The following is a 19,323-nucleotide window of genomic DNA, read 5'->3' as shown; positions in this document are numbered from 1 at the left end:
CGCCGAGCCGCCCCGAGGTGTCAGCCGATCGCCTCGGTCAGCTCGAACCACCGCATCTCGAGCGCGTCGCGTTCGGACTCCCACTCCGAGATGCGCTGCATCTCCGTGCCCAGACCGACGTAGTCCGACTGGTCGTGGTCGGCGAGGGCCGCCTTGGCGCGGTCGATCTGCTGCTGCAGCTTCTCGATGCGCCGCTCGGTCGCCGACGCCTCCTTCTGCGCCGCGCGCAGCTCCGCGCCCTGCAACCCGGGCGCCGCGGGGGCCGTACCGGTTGCCGCGGGCCGCGAGGGCTCGGCATCCTGCATCGCGCGCAAGCGCAGATACTCGTCGACCCCGCCGGGCAGGTGCCGGAGCCGGGTGTCGAGGATGGCGTACTGCTGGTCGGTGACGCGCTCGAGGAAGTACCGATCGTGCGAGACGACGATCAAGGTGCCCGACCAGGAGTCGAGCAGGTCTTCCATCGCCGCGAGCATGTCGGTGTCGAGGTCGTTGGTCGGCTCGTCGAGGATGAGCACATTCGGCTGGTCGAGCAGGATCAGCAGCAGCTGCAGCCGGCGCTTCTGACCGCCCGACAGGTCTTTCACGGGCGTCGAGAGCTGGGCGCTGGAGAAGCCGAGCCGCTCGAGCAGCTGACCGGGGGTCAGCTCCTGCGCCTTCGAGCCGCTGCCGAAGGAGTACGTGGTGCGCAGCCCCGCGATGACCACGCGCACGGGATCGTTCAGGTGCTGCTCCAGCTCGTCGAGGCGCTGGGTGAGGGTGGCGACCTTGACGGTCTTGCCGCGCTTCACGCGGCCGGCGGTGGGTTCGAGCGTGCCCGTCACCAGGCTCAGCAGCGTCGACTTGCCGGCGCCGTTCACGCCCAGGATGCCGGTACGTTCTCCCGGCGCGATGCGCCACTCGACGTCCCTCAGCACGACATGGTCGCCGTAGGAGACGCCCGCGTCGAGCAGGTCGACGACGTCTTTGCCGAGGCGTGCGACGGCGAGCGACTGCAGGGCGACCTTGTCACGGATCTCGGGCACGTCGGCGATGAGCTCGTTCGCCGCGTCGATGCGGAACTTCGGCTTGGAGGTGCGGGCCGGGGCGCCGCGGCGCAGCCAGGCGAGCTCTTTGCGGGCGAGGTTCTGACGACGCTGCTCGATGGATGCCGCCTGGCGGTCGCGCTCGACACGCTGCAGGATGTACGCCGCGTATCCGCCCTCGAAGGGCTCGACGATGCGGTCGTGCACCTCCCACGTGACGGTGCAGATCTCGTCGAGGAACCAGCGGTCGTGCGTGACCACGAGCAAGCCCCCGGCACTCGGCGCCCAGCGCTTCTTCAGGTGACCGGCGAGCCACGTGATGGCCTCGACGTCGAGGTGGTTGGTGGGCTCGTCGAGGAAGAGCACATCCCAGTCGCCCGACAGCAACCTCGCCAGTGCGACGCGGCGGCGCTGCCCGCCTGACAGGTCGCCCAGGCGCGCGTCCCACGGCAGGTCGCCGAGAAGCCCCGCGATCACGTCGCGCGTGCGCGCGTCACCCGCCCACTCGTGCTCCGGGCGATCCCCCACCACCGCGTGGCCGATCGTGTCGTCGTCGTCGAGGGTGTCCTGCTGATCGAGCACTCCCACCGTGACTCCGCCGCGCACCGTGACGCGGCCCCCGTCGGGTTCCCGGATGCCGGCGAGCATGCCGAGCAGACTCGACTTGCCGTCGCCGTTGCGGCCGACGATGCCGATGCGATCACCCTCGTTCACGCCGAGCGAGACGGAGTCGAAGACGACCTTGGTCGGGTATTCCAGGTGCAGGGCCTCGCCCCCGAGCAGATGTACCATATCCGTCCCAGGCTACGCGGTGCCCGGGTGCTCGGCATTCGCCCGTCCCAGCGGTGAGACCCGGAAACCACAGCGGGGCCGCCCGGCGACCGGACGACCCCGCGATGAGGTGAGGACTCAGAAGCCGTTGGCGGCGAGCCACTCCGACGCGATGTCGGCCGAGGACTCCTGGTCGACCGTCGACTTCACGTTCAGTTCGACCAGGCCCTCGGGCGTGAGCGCCGCGCTGACCTTGTTCAGCACGTCGGACACCTCGGAGGCGATGTTCGAGTTGACGACGGGCACGACGTTCGACGCGAGGAAGAGACCCTCGGGGTCGGTCAGCGTCACCAGGTCGTCGGTCTGGATGCGCGGGTCGGCCGTGTAGACGTTGGCGACCTGGATGGTGCCGGCGACGAGGTCGTCGACGGTGGTCTCACCGGTGGGCGAGAACTGCACGCTCACGCCGTACGTCGACTGCAGGCCGGTGGGGCCGTAGGGGCGCTCGGCGAGCTCGGCGTTGCCACCGAGGGTCAGGCCGGTGGTCACCTTGGCGAGGTCGGCGATGCTGGTCAGGCCGTTCGCCTGCGCGAACGCCGAGGTGACGGTGTACGAGTCCTGGTCGGTGGCCTCGGACTGGTCGAGCACCTCGAGACCCTCCGGCAGGGCCGCGGGCAGCGCCGCGTACACCTCGTCGGCCGTGCGCGCCGTGGTCTCGGCGTCGAAGAACTGCAGCAGGTTGCCGGTGTACTCCGGGAACACCGACACGGTGCCGTCCTCGAGCAGCGGGATGTAGGCGTCGCGCTGACCGATCTGGAACTGGCGCTCGACGTTCAGGCCGGCGCCCTCCAGCGCCTGGGCGTAGATCTCGGCGATGATCTCGTTCGAGTAGTACGCCTGCGAGCCGACGACGATCGTGTCGGACGACGCGGAGGCGTCGCCGCCGCCGTTGCTGAGGGGGTCGCTCGACCCGCCGGAGCATCCGGCGAGGGAGATCGAGGCGACAGCGAGGCCGGCGAAGACGCCGAGGCCCTTCCGGGTTCGTGCTGTGAACATGGGTGCTCTCTTTCTGGTGAACAGGATTCGGGTGGGTCAGGGGGTCGCCGGTGGCGCGGTCGGGGCGCCCACGGCGATGGCCTCGGCGCGACGCTGCCGGGCGGAGCGGCGCTGAGGCTGTGAAGCGCCGGCGGCACGGATGCCGCGGGGGACGACGAGATGCTGCAGCAGGGCGAACAGCCCGTCGGTGATCAGCGCGAGCAGGGCGACCAGGATCGCGCCGCCGATGAGGATGTCGAAGCGGCGGAGCGGGATCGCGGCGATGATGTACTGCCCGAGCCCGCCGAGGCCGATGTAGGCGGCGATCGTGACGGTCGCCAGCACCTGCAGCGTGGCCGCGCGGATGCCGCCGACGAGCAGGGGCAGCCCGAGGGGCACCTCGATGCGCCAGAGGATCTGCGTCTCGGTCATGCCCATCGAGCGGCCCGCGTCGATGACCCGCCGGTCGATCGCCTCGAACCCGGTGTACGCACCGGCCAGCAGCGACGGAATGGCGAGGATGACGAACGAGATGATCGCCGCCTCCGGCTTGTGCAGCACGCCCAGCAGCAACGTCAGCAGGATGAGCAGACCGAAGGACGGGATCGCGCGCGCGGCGCCCGAGATCGCGACCGCGGTCTCGCGGCCCTTGCCGGTGTGCCCGATGTACCAGCCGAGCGGAATGGCGATGGCCCCGGCGATGAGAATCGCGACGAGCGTATAGAGCAGCTGCACGCCGATCGCGACGGGGATCGAGTCGAATTGTCCCGGATCTCCCGAGAAGATCCAGGCGATGGCCTCGCCGATGAGATTCATGCCTTCACCAACGTCCGGTTGCCCTGGCGCGACACGGTCTTCGCGCCGCGCGTCCACGGCATGAGCAGGCGCCCGGCGATCACGAGCAGCAGGTCGATGAGCAGCGCGAGCACGACGACCGCGACCACCCCCGCGAACACCTCCGGGATGATGCGCCGCTGCAGTCCGTTGGTGAAGAGGTAGCCGATGTTCTGGATGCCGACCAGGATGCCGACCGTGGCCAGGGCGATCGTGCTGGCCGAGGCGACGCGGAGACCCGCGAGCACCACGGGACCCGCGAGGGGGAACTCCACCGCCCAGAAGCGCCGGAACGACCCGTAACCGATCGCCGTGGAGGCCTGGCGCACGCCGGCATCCACCGAATCGAGTCCGTCGGCGACGGCGCGCACGAGGATGGCGACGGCGTAGATGGCCAGGGCGACGATCAGGTTGGTGGGGCTGACGATCGAATACCAGCCGGTCACGACGGGCACGAGGATGAGCAGAGCGAGGGAGGGGATCGTGTACAGCAGCCCGGTGATCGTGATGACGCTCGAACGAACGAGGCGGTAGCGCCACGCGACCCACCCCAGCGGGATGCTGATGACGAACCCGGCGATCAGCGCGATCAGGCTCTGCCGCAAGTGGACGAGCGTCAGCTCCCCGATCAGTTCGAGGTTGTTCCCTACCCAGTTCACCGGTGGGAGTCCTCCACCAGCGCACCCTGCGTACGGCCCTCGGCATCCACAACGACCGTCCCGGTCGCCGTCTGCTTCAGGTGCAGCGCGCGCTTGCCCTTCACGGCGCCGATGAAACTCGCCACGAAATCGGATGCCGGGTTCTCGACGATCTCGCTCGGCGTGCCCACCTGCGCGACCTTCGCACCCTTTTCGAGGATGACGACCTGGTCGCCGAGAAGGAACGCCTCGTCGATGTCGTGCGTGACGAAGACGATGGTCTTGCCGATGTCGTTCTGCAGGCGGATCAGCTCCTGCTGGAGCTCGTCGCGCACGATCGGGTCGACGGCGCCGAACGGCTCGTCCATCAGCAGGATGTTGGGGTCGGCGGCGAGCCCGCGCGCCACACCGACGCGCTGCTGCTGTCCGCCCGAGAGCTGGCTCGGGTAGCGGTCGGCCATCGCGGCGTCGAGTCCGACGGTCTTCATCAGCTCGAGTGCGCGCGCGCGGGCGGTCTTGCGGTTCTGCCCCTGCAGCACCGGGACCGTGGCGATGTTGTCGGCCACCGTGAAATGCGGCAGAAGCCCGGAATTCTGCATGACGTAGCCGATGCTGCGGCGGAGCTGCACCGCGGGTTTGGCTCCGATGTCGTCACCGTCGATCGTGATCGTTCCCGACGAGGGCTCGACCATGCGGTTGATCATGCGCAGCAGCGTCGTCTTGCCGCAGCCGGAGGAGCCGACGAAGACCGTGGTCTTACGGGAGGGGATGACGAGATCGAACCCGTCGACCGCGCGGGTGCCGTCGGGAAAGACCTTCGAGACGTTCGAGAACTCGATCATGCGCGTGCCCGAACTCAGTCGGAGACCGCGACCTTGCGGTCGAACGCGACGTATCCGGCGAAGTCCGTGCCGACTCGCTCGACCGCGCCCGGACGCAGATCCGGGTACGACCAGGCGCCGTCGGGCAGCTCGGCACCGTCGAGCGAGATGTTCCAGTACTGCGCCGCACCCTTCCACGGGCACGTGTAGGGCGTGGGGCTCTGGTGCAGAGCGCCGTCACGGATCGCCTGCGGCGGGAAGTACCAGTTGCCCTCGATGGAGGCCAGATCGTCGCGGTCGGCTTCGGCGATCACGACGCCGTCGAGCACTGCCTTCATGGGATTCCCCCTTCGCGGACCCCGCGGACACGTCGCCCGACGGTGGTGGCCCACCTCGGTCGAGGCTAGCGAGAAGACGAATCGCGAAATCAAAGATTGCCCCGTGTGTCGACCTCGGCTATCGTGCCGCGTCGTCGACGTCCGGCGGTTCTCCGCATGCCCGTCCTCGATGGTCGGCGCCGGAGCCCCGACCCGCGACCCCGCTCCGAGAGGGGTGCGGCGGTCGCAGCCGCCGCCGTCAGATCACGCGAGCCCCCGGCACCGGACCATGAACATGCAGCGCCACGAGACCGGCCGCACTCAGCGTGACCTGGAGGTCGATGGCCGCGGCCTCGTCGGCCGCGAGGAACGCCAGTGTCGGACCCGACCCCGAGACGAGGCCGGCGAGCGCGCCCGAGCTCTCGCCCCGCTCGAGCACGCGGGCGAGATCGGGACGGAGGTGCAGGGCCGGCGCCTGCAGATCGTTGCGCAGCGTCGCCGCCAGCATGCCGGCGTCGCCCTGACGCAGCGCATGCAGCACGTCGGGGTCGACCGCGGGTACGCGGGGCGCCGGTCCGATGTCGACGGCGTGACGTCGGCGGTGCGCGTCCAGTTCCCCGTACACGACGGGAGTCGACATGCCGAGGTCGTTGGGCACGAGCACCCAATCGAAGCGTCCACGGGCGAGGGCCGGGCTCAGCTGGTCGCCGCGACCGGTGCCCACGGCCGTTCCGCCCATCAACGCGAACGGCACATCGGCCCCCAGGCGCGCCGCGAGACGCACCAGTTCGCTCGTCGGCATCCCCAGTCCCCAGAGTGCGTCACAGGCGACCAGCGCGGCCGCGGCGTCGGCCGACCCCCCACCCATGCCGCCGGCCACGGGCACCGCCTTGCGGATCGACAGGTGCGCGCCGCGGTCGACGCCGGCCGTCTGCGCGAGCAGCCGTGCCGCGCGGACGGCGAGGTTGCGATCGTCGGTGGGCACGCCCTCGACGTCGACGGGACCGCGGGCGGAGACCGAGAGCGAGATGTCGTCGGCGGGCGTGGCAGTGAGCTCTTCGTACAGGGAGACGGCCTGAAAAGCCGTCGCCAGCTCGTGATAGCCGTCGTCCTGGACGTCGCCGACCTCGAGGAAGACGTTGATCTTGCCCGGGGCGCGGACGCGGACGGATGCCGCGGCGGAGGGCGTCATCGTCGCCTCCCGGCCAGGGCGCGTCCCGCCGCCCGGGCGTGTGCGACACTGAAGCAACGGCCCGATTCCTCCCGCCGCTCGCAGGGCGCTGCGAAATCCGGGCCGACTCGAGCGTTGTCCGTCACTCTTCGACAGTAGCGCGCCCCCCACCGTTCGGCGTCGTGGCCGAAACGTCGCCGAAACCCCGGAACCGTACGGTGACGGGAACGTTCCCTATTCCCGAGGAGGCAGTATGCGCCCGATGGTCCCCCTGTCGATCGACACCGACCCCTGGCGCGCGCTGCTCTCCCGGTCCGATATCCGGATGCACGACGGCATCCTGCACGTCGTCGACGACACCGCCACGCCGGCCCTCGCCGAGCGCGACGACCTGCTGACGGTCGCCGCGGCGATCGAAGCCGCGGGAGTGCGCGTGCTGCTCGTGCGCGACGCCAACCGTCGCCCGAAACTCGTCGTCGACACCGCCGACGCCGCAGCCGCGATCACCGCGCTTCACGACCCGGAGCTGGGGCCGATCTACCTGAAGGCCCGGGGAGAAGATCCCGTGCCCGCGCACAGTGTCCGCCCCTCCGCCGGAGCGGTGCAGGCCTACGCGGTCTTCCGTCCGCGCACCTCGACGGAGGGCTCGTACCGCTACGGGGCGTCGCTCGCGCCGCGGCTCGAGCTCTGGCGCTTCGGTGACAAGACGGTCGAGGCCCCCCGCCCCAGCGCCCTCACCCGGCGTCGATTCGCCGCCGCCGATCTGGACCTCGTCGAGGTCGAGCGGTACGGACGCCGCTGGACGACCGTCGCCGGCATGTTCGAGCAGCATCCCAACGAGTTCACCGCCGACGTCGACATGGTCTTCTCGTGGGTCGACGGGTCGTCGAGCGAGTTCCAGCGCCAGCGCGCCGCACGCATGAAGGGCTACGTCGTCGGCGACGGCGACGACAACGCCGCCCGCTACCGTCAGGTCGACGAGCTGCGCTACGCGCTGCGCAGCGTGCACATGTACGCGCCCTGGGTGCGTCGCATCTTCATCGCCACCGACTCCCCCACTCCCGAGTGGCTGGCCGACCACCCGAAGGTGACGATCGTGCGCAGCGAAGAGTTCTTCGCCGACCCCTCGGTGCTGCCGACGCACAACTCGCACGCCGTCGAGGCGCAGCTGCACCGCATTCCGGGGCTGGCCGAACACTTCCTCTACAGCAACGACGACATGTTCTTCGGACGCCCGGTGACCCCCGAGCTGTTCTTCAGCAGCGGCGGCGTGACGCGTTTCGTCGAGAGCGGCGTGCGCATCGGCAGTGGTCCGGCGCACGTGGAGCGCTCGGGACACGACAACGGCCTGCGCGTCAATCGCGCGCTGCTGAAAGAGCGCTTCGGCCGCGTCATCACCCTCGACCTCGAGCACTGCGCGACCCCGCTGCGCCGCTCGGTGGCGTACGAGCTGGAGCGCGAGTTCGCGGAGGACTACGCCCGGACGGCGGCGAGCCGCTTCCGCTCGGCGACCGACATCTCGGTGACCAACAGCCTGTACCACCACTACGCCCTCGCGACGGGCCGTGCGGTGATCACCACCCAGCCGCGGACGCGCTACGTGCAGACCACCCAGCTCGACTCGCTGCGCACGATGGAGAGGCTGGTCTCGCGTCGCGACACCGACATGTTCTGCCTCAACGACGGCAGCGTCCCCGAGATCCCCGAAGAGGTGCGCGTGCCGGCGCTGCGCGCCTGCCTCGAGCGGTACTTCCCGGTGACCGCCCCGTGGGAGAAGCCGTCGGTCAGCGCAGGATCGGCAGCGGCGTCGTCGGCGGCGACACCTGCCCGCTGAGCTCCCGCGAACTCGGGACGACGATGCCCGCCTCGTGCAGACGGCGCTGCGACTCCGCGGCGTCGACGTACTGGAGCGCATCGCTCACGGCCAGGGGCACGACCGAGTGCACGATCGTCTCGTCGTAGACGTGCACGATGTTGAAGCCCTGCGCCGCGTCCTGCGGACGGGTTCCGCCCACCGGCACCATGAGGTCCTGCGTGTAGCAGGTGGCCGACGCCACCGACACCGGGATGCCGGCGAACGTGGCGAACGTGGAGTAGTGCAGGTGCCCGGCGAGGATCGCGCGCACGTCGCTGCCACGGAGGACGGCCGCGAGGCTCCGCTGGTCGTGCAGCTCCACCGAAGCGGCCAGGTCCAGCACGCTCGGGACGGGCGGGTGGTGCATCGCCAGGATGGTGCCGAGAGGGGCCGGCGTCGCCAGCACGTCGGCGAGCCAGCGCAGCTGAGCGGGGGTGACCTCGCCGTGGTGCGCGCCGGGCACGGAGGTGTCGAGGGTGATGATGCGGAGTCCGTCGATCTCGTCGACTCGGTCGACCGGGGCCGTGGGGTCGCCGCCGTCGCCGGGGAGCAGGCTCGCGCGGAAGGCGGCGCGGTCGTCGTGGTTGCCCATGACCCATACGACCTTGGCGTCCAGGCGCTCGGCGAGCGGCTCGACCAACGCGCGGACACGATCGTACGCATCCGCTTCACCGTAGTCGGCGAGGTCGCCGGTGAAGATGAGCGCCTGAGGCCGCACGCCCGACGCGTCGATCGCGGCGACCGCCCGGGCGAGGTACGCCTCGGAGTCGACGTCGTCGTAGAGCGGGGCACCCCCGGCGCGAAGGTGGGTGTCGCTCAGGTGCAGCAGCACATGCTCGGCGCGCGGGTACTCGGCGTAACGCATCTCGTTCCTTTCGGGCCGTCGGGTACGGCCTCGTCACCGGCGTGATGCTCCCGGTCCACAGGAATGTTACCGGCATGTTTCGCGAACGTGTGATGAACTCGATGAGAATTTCTGTGCGTTTCACCCTGCCTGCGCGCCAGGGGCGGGTGCCGACGCCTTCCGCCTTCGACGGACGCCCGAGAACAGAGGGTCTCGGACACTCTCCGGCCGCCTGCGGATGACGCATCGGGACGCGCGCGCCCCGGAGGATCAGAGCGCGGCGATGCGGGCGTAGTCGTCGATCGTGAGCTGCTCGCCGCGCAGCGTCGGGTCGACACCGGCCCGCTCGAGGTGCGCCGACGCCTCGGCCGCGGTCCCTCCCAGCACGCCGGCCAGCGCCTGACGCAGCATCTTGCGGCGCTGCTGGAAGGCGGCATCCACGATCTGGAAGGTGCGGCGGCGATGCTCCTCGGAGCCGCGGGGCTCGGCATCCCGGTCGAAGGCGACGAGCACGCTGTCGACGTTCGGCACGGGCCAGAACACCTGGCGCGACACGGTGCCGGCCAGACGCCACGATCCGTACCAGGCGGCCTTCGCGCTCGGGGCGCCGTACACCTTGGAGCCGGGAGGGGCGGCGAGTCGCTCCCCCACCTCGGCCTGCACCATGACCACGCCGCGGCGGAGATACGGGAACGTCTCGAGGAAGTGCAGCAGCACGGGCACGGAGACGTTGTACGGCAGATTGGCCACGAGCACGTTCGGTTCGCCCGGGAGGTGGTCGACGCGGAGGGCGTCGGCATCGATCACGGTGAGGCGGCCTTCGGGCACGTCGTGCGCCGCGGCGGTGGCGGGCAGTCGTTCCGCGAGCCGGTGGTCGATTTCGACGGCGACGACCGAGGCGTCCGTCTCGAGAATGGCGAGGGTCAGTGACCCCAGGCCCGGACCGATCTCGACGACACGATCGGATGCCGTCACGCGCGCCGCGTGCACGATCTTGCGCACCGTATTGGCGTCGACGACGAAGTTCTGCCCGAGCTTCTTGGTGGGGGTGACGTCGAGGTCGGCGGCGAGCCGACGGATCTCGGCGGCACCGAGGAGGGAGACGGGCATTGTTCCACTGTAGTCAGGGCGCCGCCAGAACCCGTGGCGGGCGCGGGCGGGCAGTAACGTAGGCGGGTGAGTCAAACGCAGTCGATACCCTCCAACGCCTTCACCCTGCGAAGCCCTTACGGGCGACGCGCGATCGGACTCTCGGTCGCCGCAGCCGTGGGCGGCTTCCTCTTCGGATTCGACTCCTCCGTCATCAACGGCGCCGTCGATGCCGTCGAGAGCAACTTCGAGCTCACCCAGGTGCTCACCGGCTTCGTGGTCGCCGTCGCTCTGCTCGGCTGCGCGGTCGGCGCGGTCGTCGCCGGTGCGCTGTCGGACCGGTGGGGACGCCTCAAGGTCATGCTGCTCGGCGCGGTGCTCTTCTTCGTCTCCTCCATCGGTGCTGCGCTCACCTTCAGCGTGCCCGACCTGATCCTCTGGCGTGTGATGAGCGGACTGGGCATCGGCATCGCCTCGGTCGTCGCCCCGGCGTACATCGCCGAGGTGGCGCCGCGTCAGATCCGCGGGTCGCTCGCGTCGCTGCAGCAGCTGGCGATCACGCTCGGCATCTTCGGGGCCCTGCTCTCCGACGCGGTGCTCGCCAACAGCGCCGGCGGTGCCGCCAACGAGCTGTGGCTGGGCATGGAGGCCTGGCGCTGGATGTTCCTCGTCGGCGTCGTGCCGGCGGCGGTCTACGGCATCCTGTCGTTCACCGTTCCCGAGTCGCCGCGGTTCCTGCTCGCCAAGGGTCGGTCCGACGAGGCCCGCGCGATCTTCGCCCGCCTCGTGCCGCCCGCGGACCTCGAGAAGACCATGAAGGACCTGACGCAGGCCATCGAGACCGACCGCAAGAACGCGAACGTGTCGCTGCGCGGACCGGTGCTGGGTCTGCAGCGCATCGTCTGGATCGGCATCATCCTGTCGGCGTTCCAGCAGTTCGTCGGCATCAACGTGATCTTCTACTACTCCACGACCCTGTGGAAGGCGGTCGGATTCCAGGAGAGCGACTCGCTGCTCATCTCGGTGATCACCTCGGTCACCAACGTCCTGGTGACGCTCGTGGCGATCTTCCTCGTCGACCGGGTGGGCCGGAAGCCGATCCTCTTGACCGGGTCGGTGCTGATGACGCTGTCGCTCGGCGCGATGGCCCTGGCCTTCACGTTCGCGCAGGGCAGCGGCAGCGACGTGTCGCTTCCGGCGCCGTGGGGCACGGTGGCGCTGGTCGCGGCGAACCTCTTCGTCGTGGGGTTCGGTGCGTCGTGGGGTCCGCTCGTGTGGGTGCTGCTCGGCGAGATCTTCCCCAGCCGCATCCGCGGGCGGGCACTCGGTGTGGCCGCAGGGGCCCAGTGGATCGCCAACTTCGCCATCACCGTGTCGTTCCCGGCGATGTCGAGCTGGTCGCTCCCCCTCACCTACGGCATGTACGCGCTGTTCGCCGCCCTGTCGTTCTTCTACGTGGCGTTCCGCATCCCCGAGACCAAGGGCATGGAGCTCGAGCAGGCCGAGACGCTCTTCGTCGAGAAGCGCAAGACGAAGGCCTGATCCGACGGATGCCACAAGGCCGGCGCCCCGCGGGGTGCCGGCCTTCTGCGTGTCGGTGTGAACCCGGCGCGTTCACAACCTCCGCGATCCGCACGAAGTCAGCGGCATCCGGGGCCACGCGACGGAGGATGTGCACATCACGGAGGTTATGCACGCGGCACCCCGGCCTGCCCGCGACCTCAGCGATAGGCGCGGCGGCCTCCGCCCGGTCGGAGCTGCGGGCGCGGAGGTCAGTCCTCGAACGGGCCGTAGACCTGCAGCGTGTTCTCGGCGACCTGCGCGGCGAGCTCGTCGGCGTCGACGCTCAGCTCGGCCGCGAGGAAGCGCAGGGTCAGCGGGATGAGGTACGGCGCGTTGGGCCGGCCGCGGTAGGGCGCGGGCGTGAGGAACGGCGCGTCGGTCTCGACCAGGATCCGGTCGCGCGGCGTCACCGCCAGAGCATCGCGGAGGTTCTGCGCGTTCTTGAACGTGACGTTGCCGGCGAACGAGAGGTAGTACCCGCGGTCGGCGGCGATGCGCGCCATGTCGGCGTCGCCGGAGAAGCAGTGGAACACCGTCTTGTCGGGCGCGCCGACGCGTTCGAGGGTCTCAAGCACGGCGTCGTGGGCGTCGCGATCGTGGATCTGCATGGCGATGCCGTGCTTCTTTGCCAGCGCGATGTGCGCCTCGAACGAGCGCATCTGCGCCGGGATGCCATCGGCCTCGGTGCGGAAGAAGTCCAGGCCCGTCTCGCCGATCGCCCGCACGCGCGGCTCGGCGGCGAGGTCGTCGATCACCGCGATCGCGGCATCCAGCTCCCCCGCCTGCTCGTACACGGGTGCCTCGTTGGGGTGGATCGCCACCGCGGCCAGCACGCGCGGGTGCGTGCGCGCCGCCCACGCCGACCACCGGGAGGAGTCGACGTCTCCCCCGGCCTGGACGACCCCGTGCACGCCGACCGCCAGTGCCCGCTCGAGCTGCTCGTCGAGTGACAGCCCGCCGACGGCCCCTGAGCCTGTCGAAGGGCCGTCCTCGATCTCGAGATGCGTGTGATTGTCGTAGACCGGGATGCCGAGCGGCTCGGGCGCGGGCGGATAGCTGACGTCGCGGCGACCGTCGGCCGAGCGCTCGCGCACGTACTGGCTGGGGTCGCCGCCCTGGATCGTGTCGCGCGGACGCTCGACCGGGGTGGAGCCGGCGGCGGCAGGTCGGCGGGCGGACCCTTCGACAGGCTCAGGGACCGCCAGGGGCTCGGGGGCCGCCGCGCCGTGTTCCGGAGCCACCGGCGTCACGCCTGCTCGACGCGCGGGAACAGCGGCGACAGCGCGGTGACCGTCGACCCGGAACGCAACGCGCCCCATACGCCGGCCTCGCGGACGGGCTGCTCCTGCAGGGCGCCGAGGCTGTCGGCCGCGCCCAGCGCGGTCCAGAGCTTCTCGGTGGAGGCGGGCATGACCGGCGACAGCAGCACCGCGAGGGCGCGCAGGCCCTCGGCCGCGGTGTAGAGCACGGTGCCGAGACGCTCGCGGGTCGCCTCGTCTTTGGCCAGGGCCCACGGCTCGTTCTCGGTGATGTAGCCGTTGAGCGCGTCGACGATGGTCCAGATGGCGGTGATGGCCTCGTCGATGCGGAAGCGCTCGACGGCGGCGTCCGCGTTCACGGCGGCATCCGCCACGATCTTCTGGATCGTCAGGTCGCCGTCGGTGTACGCGCCGGGCGAGGGCACGACGCCCTCGAAGTACTTCGAGATCATCGCGACCGTCCGGGATGCCAGGTTGCCGAAGCCGTTGGCCAACTCGGCCTGATAGCGGGCCGAGAGGTCTTCCCACGAGAACGAGCCGTCCTGCCCGAACGCGATCGCGGAGAGGAAGTAGAACCGGTACGCGTCGGAGCCGAAGACGTCGGTGATCTCGGTCGGGGCGATGCCGGTGAGCTTCGACTTCGACATCTTCTCGCCGCCGACGAGCAGCCAGCCGTGCGCGAAGACGCCGCGGGGCACGTCGAGACCGGCGGCCATGAGCATGGCCGGCCAGATCACGGCATGGAAGCGCAGGATGTCTTTGCCGACCACGTGGAACGCGGGCCAGCGACGGGCGAACTGCTCGGGATCGGTGCCGTACCCCACCGCGGTGGCGTAGTTGAGCAGCGCGTCGACCCAGACGTAGATGACGTGCGACGGGTCCCAGGGCACGGTGATGCCCCAGTCGAACGCCGAGCGCGAGATCGACAGGTCTTTCAGACCGCTGCGCACGAACGAGACGACCTCGTTGCGCGCGGACTCGGGGCGCACGAAGTCGGGCTCGGTCTTGTACAACTCGAGCAGCCGATCCTGGAACTCGCTGAGCTTGAAGAAGTAGTTCTTCTCCTGCAGCAGCTCGAGGGGCTTGGAGTGGATGGCGCACACCTTCAGGCCCTCGAAGGGTCCGGTGCCGTCGACGATCTCGGCCTCGGGCTTGAACTCCTCGCAGCCCACGCAGTACAGCGCCTCGTACTCGCCGGCGTAGATGTAGCCGCGGTCGAACAGCGCCTGCACGAACTGCTGCACGCGCTCCTCGTGGCGGGGCTGCGTCGTGCGGATGAAGTCGTCGTTGGCCACGTCGAGGGTCTCGAGCAGCGGGAACCACGACTCGGTGACGAGCTTGTCGACCCACTCCTGGGGCGTCACGCCGTTGGCGGCGGCGGCGCGCAGCATCTTCTGTCCGTGCTCGTCGGTGCCGGTCAGCATCCAGGTGTCGTCCCCCGCCTGGCGGTGCCAGCGGGCGAGCGTGTCGACGGCGACGGTCGTGTACCCGTGCCCGATGTGGGGCAGATCGCTGGGGTAGTAGATCGGCGTCGTGATGTAGAAGGATCGGCCGGAAGTCACTGAAAGATTCTACGGGGGCACGCCGACGCGCTCTTCCCGTGTGACGGCCCCGCATCCCCGCCGCGTGAGGGGTCAGAAACTGTCGCCTGGGCCCGCGGCCAGGCGACACTTCTTGACCCCTCACGCGAAGGGAGGGCGGGGGTCAGCGCTTGACGGCGAGGGCGGCCTGGTACAACTCGCGCGAGGAGTGGCCGGTCTGCGACGCTACCTCGGCGGCGGCCTCCTTCAGCCGCGTGCCGCCGCGCACGATCTCGAGCACCTGGGTCACGGCATCCGAGAACGCCACCTCGCGCGCCTCGGCACCGCCCACCACGATCGCGATCTCGCCACGCACGCCCTCGGCGGCCCATGCGGCCAGTTCGCCGAGCGTTCCGCGGCGCACCTCTTCGTAGAGCTTCGTCAGCTCGCGGCAGACCGCGGCGGGGCGGTCCTCGCCGAAAGCCTCGGCGAGGTCGTCGAGGGTGGATGCCAGGCGCGACGGCGACTCGAAGAACACCAGGGTCCGCTCCTCCGACGCCAGCTGCGCAAAGGTGCGGCGGCGTTCCGCGGGCTTGCGGCGGGGGAAGCCCTCGAAGGCGAACCGGTCGGTGGGGAGCCCCGCGACCGCGAGGGCGGTGACGACGGCGCTCGGTCCGGGCAGCGCGGTGACGGTGACACCCGCGGCGGCCGCCGCGGCGACGAGGCCGAAGCCGGGGTCGCTCACGGTCGGCATGCCGGCGTCGCTGAGCACGAGCAGGTCGTCGTCGCGCGCCAGCTCGACCAGCTCGGCGGCGCGTTCCTTCTCGTTGTGGTCGTGCAGGGCGAGGAGCCGCGGCCGGTTCTCGACCCCGAGTCCCGCGAGGAGTCGCTGCGTGGTGCGGGTGTCTTCGGCGGCGACCACCGTGGCGTTCTCGAGCGCGTCGACGAGACGCCTCGAGGCATCACCCAGGTTGCCGATCGGGGTCGCCGCGAGGATGATCACCGCCCCACCTTATGCTGGGCGCGTGAGCACCGCTCTTCCCTCCCTGCGCTCCGACATCGAGCCGACGCGCCTCGACCGGTGGCGCGACGCCCTGCTCGCCACCCCCCGGGGCACCCGCCTGTGGCGCTGGCTGGCACCGGCCCTGGTCACGATCGTCGCGGCGCTGCTCCGCCTGTTCCACATCGGCGACCCGCACGCCCTCGTGTTCGACGAGACGTACTACGTCAAGGACTCGTGGAGCCAGTGGGTGCTCGGGTACCCGGCGACATGGCCCGAGAACGCCGACGCGAGTTTTGTCGCGGGCGACACCGGCATCTTCTCCGTCGAGGGCAGCTACGTCGTGCACCCGCCGCTCGGCCGCATCCTCATCGGTGCGGGCATGGCGCTGCTCGGTCCCGACTCCGCGACCGGCTGGCGCCTGTCGGCCGCGATCTTCGGCACGGCGACCGTGCTGCTGGTCTACCTGGTCGCGTACACGCTCACCCGATCGATCCCGTTCGCCACGGTGGCATCCGGTCTCCTGGCCATCGAGGGCGTGAGCATCGTGCTCAGCCGCGTCTCGCTGCTCGACGTGTTCCTGACGTTCTTCATCGTCCTGACGTTCTGGTTCGTCGTGCTCGACCATCGCCGGACCGGCGATCGACTCGACGCCGCCATGGACCGCCTGCCCGATCCGACGCCCGCCTGGGGTCCGCTGCTGTGGGACCGGCCGTGGCTGCTGGCGGCGGGCGCCGCCGCCGGCGCCGCCACCGCCGTGAAGTGGTCGGGCCTCTACCTCATCGCCGCGATCGGCATCTACGTCGTCGTCACCGACGCGATCGCGCGCCGCCGCGTCGGCATCGTGCAGTGGCCGATGGATGCCGTGCGCCAGGGCCTCATCTCGTTCGTGCTGATCGTTCCCGTGTCGTTCGTGGTGTACCTGACGACCTGGTCGGGCTGGCTGTTCACCACCGGCGGCTACATGCGCAGCAACGAGCCCGCCGGAACGGGCCTTCTGACGCTGCTGCCCGGACCGCTGCAGAATCTGGTGGCGTACCACGAGTCGATGTACGGCTTCCACGTGGGCCTGGTCACCCCGCACAGCTATGCCAGCCCGGCGTGGCAATGGCCGTTGCTGATCCGTCCCACCTCGATGTACTGGCACCAGGACGACGTCGGCGTGAACGGCTGCGCCCTGCCGAACGGGTGCACCGAGGCGATCGCGAGCAACTCCAACCCGCTCATCTGGTGGGCCGGGATCGTGGCATCCGTGTATCTGCTCATCCGCTTCGTCCTGGTGCGGGACTGGCGGCACGCCCTCGTGCTGACAGGCCTGGCCGCCACCTACGTGCCCTGGCTGCTGTACCCCGAGCGGACGATCTTCCAGTTCTACACGGTGGCGATGGTGCCGTTCCTGGTGCTCGCGCTGACGTTCGCGCTGCGGGATCTCGCGCAGGGCGTGCGGGGGCTCACCCGCGCCCAGGGGCAGGTGATCGCGCTGGTGTTCCTCGTGGTCTGCGTGGGAATCTCGGCCTTCTGGTATCCGGTGTGGGCGGGTCTTCCGGTCTCGTACGAGTTCTGGCGGCTGCACAACTGGCTGCCCAGCTGGATCTGACGTGGGCCGCGGCGACGACTGGCTGCATGATCCCCGGCCGATACGGCGGGTCAAGGTCTTCTCGGATGCGGCTGTGCAGCCCGAAGCCTGGCCGGCGAGCATCCCCGCCGTCGCGCACTTCCTCGACGTCGCCGGCCGCGACGGGTGGGAGTTCGCACCGGGCGTGACCTTTCTCGTGGGCGAGAACGGGTCGGGCAAATCGACGCTCATCGAGGGGATCGCGGAGGCGTACGGCCTGCCCGCCGAGGGCGGGTCGAGCAACGGCGGCGGCGAGACGCGGCGCACCGAGAGCCCGCTGAGCGAGTGGCTGCGCATCGAGCGGAGCCCGCGCGCGCCGCGCTGGGGCTTCTTCCTCCGCGCCGAGACGATGCACAGCTACTACTCGTGGCGCGACGACCTGCCCGACGCGCCACCGAGCCTGCACCCGATGAGCCACGGCGAGTCCTTCAACGCGCTGCTCGACGAAGCCCTCGATCATCCGCAGTACGTCGCCGGCCTGGCGTGCCTCGACGAGCCGGAGGCGGCGCTGTCGTTCTCGTCGACCCTGCGCTGGCTGGCATCCCTCGATCGCATGCGCTCGCGCGGCACGCAGGTGATCTGCGCGACCCACTCCCCCGTGCTGGCGTCGCTGCCCGGCGCGACGATCCTCGAGCTGGGCGAGTGGGGCATCCGCGAGAGCGCGTGGGAAGACCTCGAGGTGGTGCGGCTGCACCGGAACTTCCTCGACGCCCCGCAGCGCTTCTTGCGCCACCTGCTCGACTGAGGCGGCGGCGCGCAGCCGTCACCCGTCAGGCGAAGCCGGTATCGGGCGTGGTCGCCGCGGCGGTGGCGGCGGCGAGCCCCACGACCTGCTGCTCAACCGCGGGCTGGGGCGAGCGCGTGACGATGTCGTGGATGAACGCGAGCTTGCGCACCACGGTCGCGACGATCTCGAACGGGTACAGGTCGCCCATGCCCATCGAGCGATTGACGCGGTTGAACGCGTGCGACATCCACCGCCAATCGCCCACGAGCCGGTGCACGGGCTGGTCGGCGTAGCTGGGCAAGGGGTTCACGTCGGAGTCTCGGTGGGCGAACGCCTCTCCGTCGAGCCGCATGCCGGTGGCATTCGCGGTCTGCAGGGTGGCCGTGATGTGCAGGTAGTGCGCGAAGGTCTCGGCGAAGTCCTCCCACGGATGCATGGTGGCGTACTCGGAGATGTACGCCTGCGCCCACCCCTCGGGCGCTCCCTCGCGGTAATGGCGGGCCATGGCGTCACGATAGTTCGCCCGCTCGTCGCCGAAGAGCACCCGACACTCGGCCCAGGTCTGCTCGTCGGTGATCAGCACCCTCTGGTAATAGTGACCGACCTCATGGCGCAGGTGACCCAGCATGGTGCGGTAGGGCTCGCCGAGCTTGATGCGCAGGGCCTCGCGGCGGTCGTCGAGACTCTCGGCGAGGTCGAGCGTGATGATGCCGTTCTTGTGCCCGATGGTGACCGACCGCCCGAGCGAGATGCTCGACAGGAGGTCGAACCCGAGGCCGCCCGCGCCGTCGTACCAGGGTCTGATGGGCAGTCCGAGGTCGCCGAGCTGCAGCACGAGCCGACGCTTCGCCTCCTCGGTCTTCGCAAGCTTCTCAAGGGCGACGGTGTCGTCGCTGTCGGGGGTGGCGCGGGTCAGCCGGCACGAGAAGCAGCGACCACTGGGCGCGTCGTCGCGGACGAGCCAGTTGCATCGCCACCCCCGGTTCGAGCAGGTGTACCAGGTCTCGCCGTCGACGACGGCTTTTCCCTTGTGGATGCCGACGAACTGGCGCAGACGCGGGTGGTACGCGAGCTGCCCGTCGCACTCCGGGCAGATCAGCTTGTCGAGGAACAGGAAGTGTCGACAGTGCGGGCAGCGCGGGGTGGAGACGTGGGCCACCCGCTCACTGTAATGCGGGGCACCTGGTGCAGGACCCCCCTGGCGCTCGCCGCCGCGGCCGCTCGCCTTCCCTGCCGTGCTCG

The 19,323-nt window shown here is 70.1% G+C and carries 17 protein-coding genes; 4 read left to right on the top strand and 13 right to left on the bottom strand.

The window, feature by feature from the left end:
- Positions 1 to 20: 20 nt before the first annotated feature.
- The 7 genes from QE392_RS10330 to QE392_RS10300 all read right to left on the bottom strand — a co-directional run bounded on the left by QE392_RS10330 (position 21) and on the right by QE392_RS10300 (position 6,630).
- Positions 21 to 1,814, bottom strand: coding sequence for an ABC-F family ATP-binding cassette domain-containing protein (locus QE392_RS10330; protein ID WP_307451347.1), 1,794 nt, complete (start codon positions 1,812 to 1,814; stop codon positions 21 to 23).
- Positions 1,815 to 1,931: 117 nt separating this feature from the next.
- Positions 1,932 to 2,849 (bottom strand): ABC transporter substrate-binding protein, encoded by a 918-nt coding sequence (locus QE392_RS10325; protein ID WP_307451345.1) that lies wholly within the window; start codon positions 2,847 to 2,849, stop codon positions 1,932 to 1,934.
- A gap of 36 nt (positions 2,850 to 2,885) precedes the next feature.
- Positions 2,886 to 3,644: an ABC transporter permease gene (locus QE392_RS10320; protein WP_307451343.1), complete on the bottom strand. Its 759-nt coding sequence runs from the start codon at positions 3,642 to 3,644 to the stop codon at positions 2,886 to 2,888.
- Entirely contained in the window at positions 3,641 to 4,321 is a 681-nt protein-coding gene (locus tag QE392_RS10315; protein WP_307451342.1) for an ABC transporter permease, read from the bottom strand. Before QE392_RS10315 ends, QE392_RS10320 begins: the two co-directional genes overlap by 4 nt.
- Complete coding sequence (locus QE392_RS10310) at positions 4,318 to 5,142, bottom strand: ABC transporter ATP-binding protein (protein ID WP_307451339.1); 825 nt, start codon at positions 5,140 to 5,142, stop codon at positions 4,318 to 4,320. Before QE392_RS10310 ends, QE392_RS10315 begins: the two co-directional genes overlap by 4 nt.
- A gap of 14 nt (positions 5,143 to 5,156) precedes the next feature.
- Positions 5,157 to 5,459, bottom strand: a complete 303-nt coding sequence (locus QE392_RS10305) for a DUF427 domain-containing protein (protein WP_307451335.1) — start codon at positions 5,457 to 5,459, stop codon at positions 5,157 to 5,159.
- A gap of 238 nt (positions 5,460 to 5,697) precedes the next feature.
- Positions 5,698 to 6,630 (bottom strand): 4-(cytidine 5'-diphospho)-2-C-methyl-D-erythritol kinase, encoded by a 933-nt coding sequence (locus tag QE392_RS10300; RefSeq protein ID WP_307451333.1) that lies wholly within the window; start codon positions 6,628 to 6,630, stop codon positions 5,698 to 5,700.
- A 232-nt stretch (positions 6,631 to 6,862) separates the two neighbouring features.
- Here QE392_RS10300 and QE392_RS10295 point away from each other — a divergent pair, with 232 nt between their 5' ends.
- Positions 6,863 to 8,443 carry a stealth family protein gene (locus QE392_RS10295; RefSeq protein ID WP_307451331.1) on the top strand — a complete coding sequence of 527 codons (1,581 nt, stop codon included), beginning with the start codon at positions 6,863 to 6,865 and terminating at the stop codon, positions 8,441 to 8,443.
- Here QE392_RS10295 and QE392_RS10290 read toward each other — a convergent pair.
- Complete coding sequence (locus QE392_RS10290; protein ID WP_307451328.1) at positions 8,394 to 9,329, bottom strand: phosphodiesterase; 936 nt, start codon at positions 9,327 to 9,329, stop codon at positions 8,394 to 8,396. The genes QE392_RS10295 and QE392_RS10290 overlap by 50 nt on opposite strands.
- 249 nt (positions 9,330 to 9,578) lie before the next feature.
- Positions 9,579 to 10,418: a 16S rRNA (adenine(1518)-N(6)/adenine(1519)-N(6))-dimethyltransferase RsmA gene (gene rsmA / locus QE392_RS10285; RefSeq protein ID WP_307451325.1), complete on the bottom strand. Its 840-nt coding sequence runs from the start codon at positions 10,416 to 10,418 to the stop codon at positions 9,579 to 9,581.
- A 66-nt stretch (positions 10,419 to 10,484) separates the two neighbouring features.
- Between rsmA and QE392_RS10280 the strand changes: the two genes are divergently transcribed.
- Positions 10,485 to 11,939 (top strand): sugar porter family MFS transporter, encoded by a 1,455-nt coding sequence (locus QE392_RS10280; RefSeq protein ID WP_307451322.1) that lies wholly within the window; start codon positions 10,485 to 10,487, stop codon positions 11,937 to 11,939.
- Between the two features lie 230 nt (positions 11,940 to 12,169).
- Here QE392_RS10280 and QE392_RS10275 read toward each other — a convergent pair whose 3' ends face one another.
- From QE392_RS10275 to rsmI, 3 genes are all read right to left on the bottom strand, one after another.
- The gene (locus QE392_RS10275; RefSeq protein WP_307454109.1) at positions 12,170 to 13,081 is read right to left on the bottom strand and encodes a TatD family hydrolase; all 912 of its coding nucleotides are present in this window, start codon (positions 13,079 to 13,081) and stop codon (positions 12,170 to 12,172) included.
- Positions 13,082 to 13,206: 125 nt separating this feature from the next.
- Complete coding sequence (gene metG, locus QE392_RS10270) at positions 13,207 to 14,781, bottom strand: methionine--tRNA ligase (protein WP_307451320.1); 1,575 nt, start codon at positions 14,779 to 14,781, stop codon at positions 13,207 to 13,209.
- A 142-nt stretch (positions 14,782 to 14,923) separates the two neighbouring features.
- Entirely contained in the window at positions 14,924 to 15,742 is an 819-nt protein-coding gene (rsmI, locus tag QE392_RS10265; protein WP_307451317.1) for a 16S rRNA (cytidine(1402)-2'-O)-methyltransferase, read from the bottom strand.
- Between the two features lie 22 nt (positions 15,743 to 15,764).
- Between rsmI and QE392_RS10260 the strand changes: the two genes are divergently transcribed.
- Together QE392_RS10260 and QE392_RS10255 are read left to right on the top strand one after the other, a co-directional pair.
- Entirely contained in the window at positions 15,765 to 17,336 is a 1,572-nt protein-coding gene (locus QE392_RS10260; protein ID WP_307451314.1) for a dolichyl-phosphate-mannose--protein mannosyltransferase, read from the top strand.
- A 73-nt stretch (positions 17,337 to 17,409) separates the two neighbouring features.
- Positions 17,410 to 18,099 carry an AAA family ATPase gene (locus tag QE392_RS10255; RefSeq protein ID WP_307451312.1) on the top strand — a complete coding sequence of 230 codons (690 nt, stop codon included), beginning with the start codon at positions 17,410 to 17,412 and terminating at the stop codon, positions 18,097 to 18,099.
- 25 nt (positions 18,100 to 18,124) lie between these two features.
- On the opposite strand, the gene QE392_RS10250 is transcribed toward QE392_RS10255, so the two are convergent.
- Entirely contained in the window at positions 18,125 to 19,240 is a 1,116-nt protein-coding gene (locus tag QE392_RS10250; protein WP_307451310.1) for a zinc-binding metallopeptidase family protein, read from the bottom strand.
- Between the last annotated feature and the right edge of the window lie 83 nt (positions 19,241 to 19,323).

Origin of the sequence: Microbacterium proteolyticum, assembly GCF_030818075.1 — a bacterium.
Taxonomy (GTDB): domain Bacteria; phylum Actinomycetota; class Actinomycetes; order Actinomycetales; family Microbacteriaceae; genus Microbacterium; species Microbacterium proteolyticum_A.
This window is presented reverse-complemented; position numbering and strand designations above follow the sequence as displayed.

Excerpts from the sequence above, each read along its gene's own strand:
- QE392_RS10300 (WP_307451333.1), bottom strand. The coding sequence starts at position 6,630 with ATGACGCCCTCCGCCGCGGCATCCGTCCGCGTCCGCGCCCCGGGCAAG.
- QE392_RS10305 (WP_307451335.1), bottom strand. The coding sequence starts at position 5,459 with ATGAAGGCAGTGCTCGACGGCGTCGTGATCGCCGAAGCCGACCGCGAC.
- QE392_RS10295 (WP_307451331.1), top strand. The coding sequence starts at position 6,863 with ATGCGCCCGATGGTCCCCCTGTCGATCGACACCGACCCCTGGCGCGCG.
- rsmA (WP_307451325.1), bottom strand. The coding sequence starts at position 10,418 with ATGCCCGTCTCCCTCCTCGGTGCCGCCGAGATCCGTCGGCTCGCCGCC.
- QE392_RS10330 (WP_307451347.1), bottom strand. The coding sequence starts at position 1,814 with ATGGTACATCTGCTCGGGGGCGAGGCCCTGCACCTGGAATACCCGACC.
- QE392_RS10320 (WP_307451343.1), bottom strand. The coding sequence starts at position 3,644 with ATGAATCTCATCGGCGAGGCCATCGCCTGGATCTTCTCGGGAGATCCG.
- QE392_RS10310 (WP_307451339.1), bottom strand. The coding sequence starts at position 5,142 with ATGATCGAGTTCTCGAACGTCTCGAAGGTCTTTCCCGACGGCACCCGC.
- QE392_RS10325 (WP_307451345.1), bottom strand. The coding sequence starts at position 2,849 with ATGTTCACAGCACGAACCCGGAAGGGCCTCGGCGTCTTCGCCGGCCTC.
- QE392_RS10290 (WP_307451328.1), bottom strand. The coding sequence starts at position 9,329 with ATGCGTTACGCCGAGTACCCGCGCGCCGAGCATGTGCTGCTGCACCTG.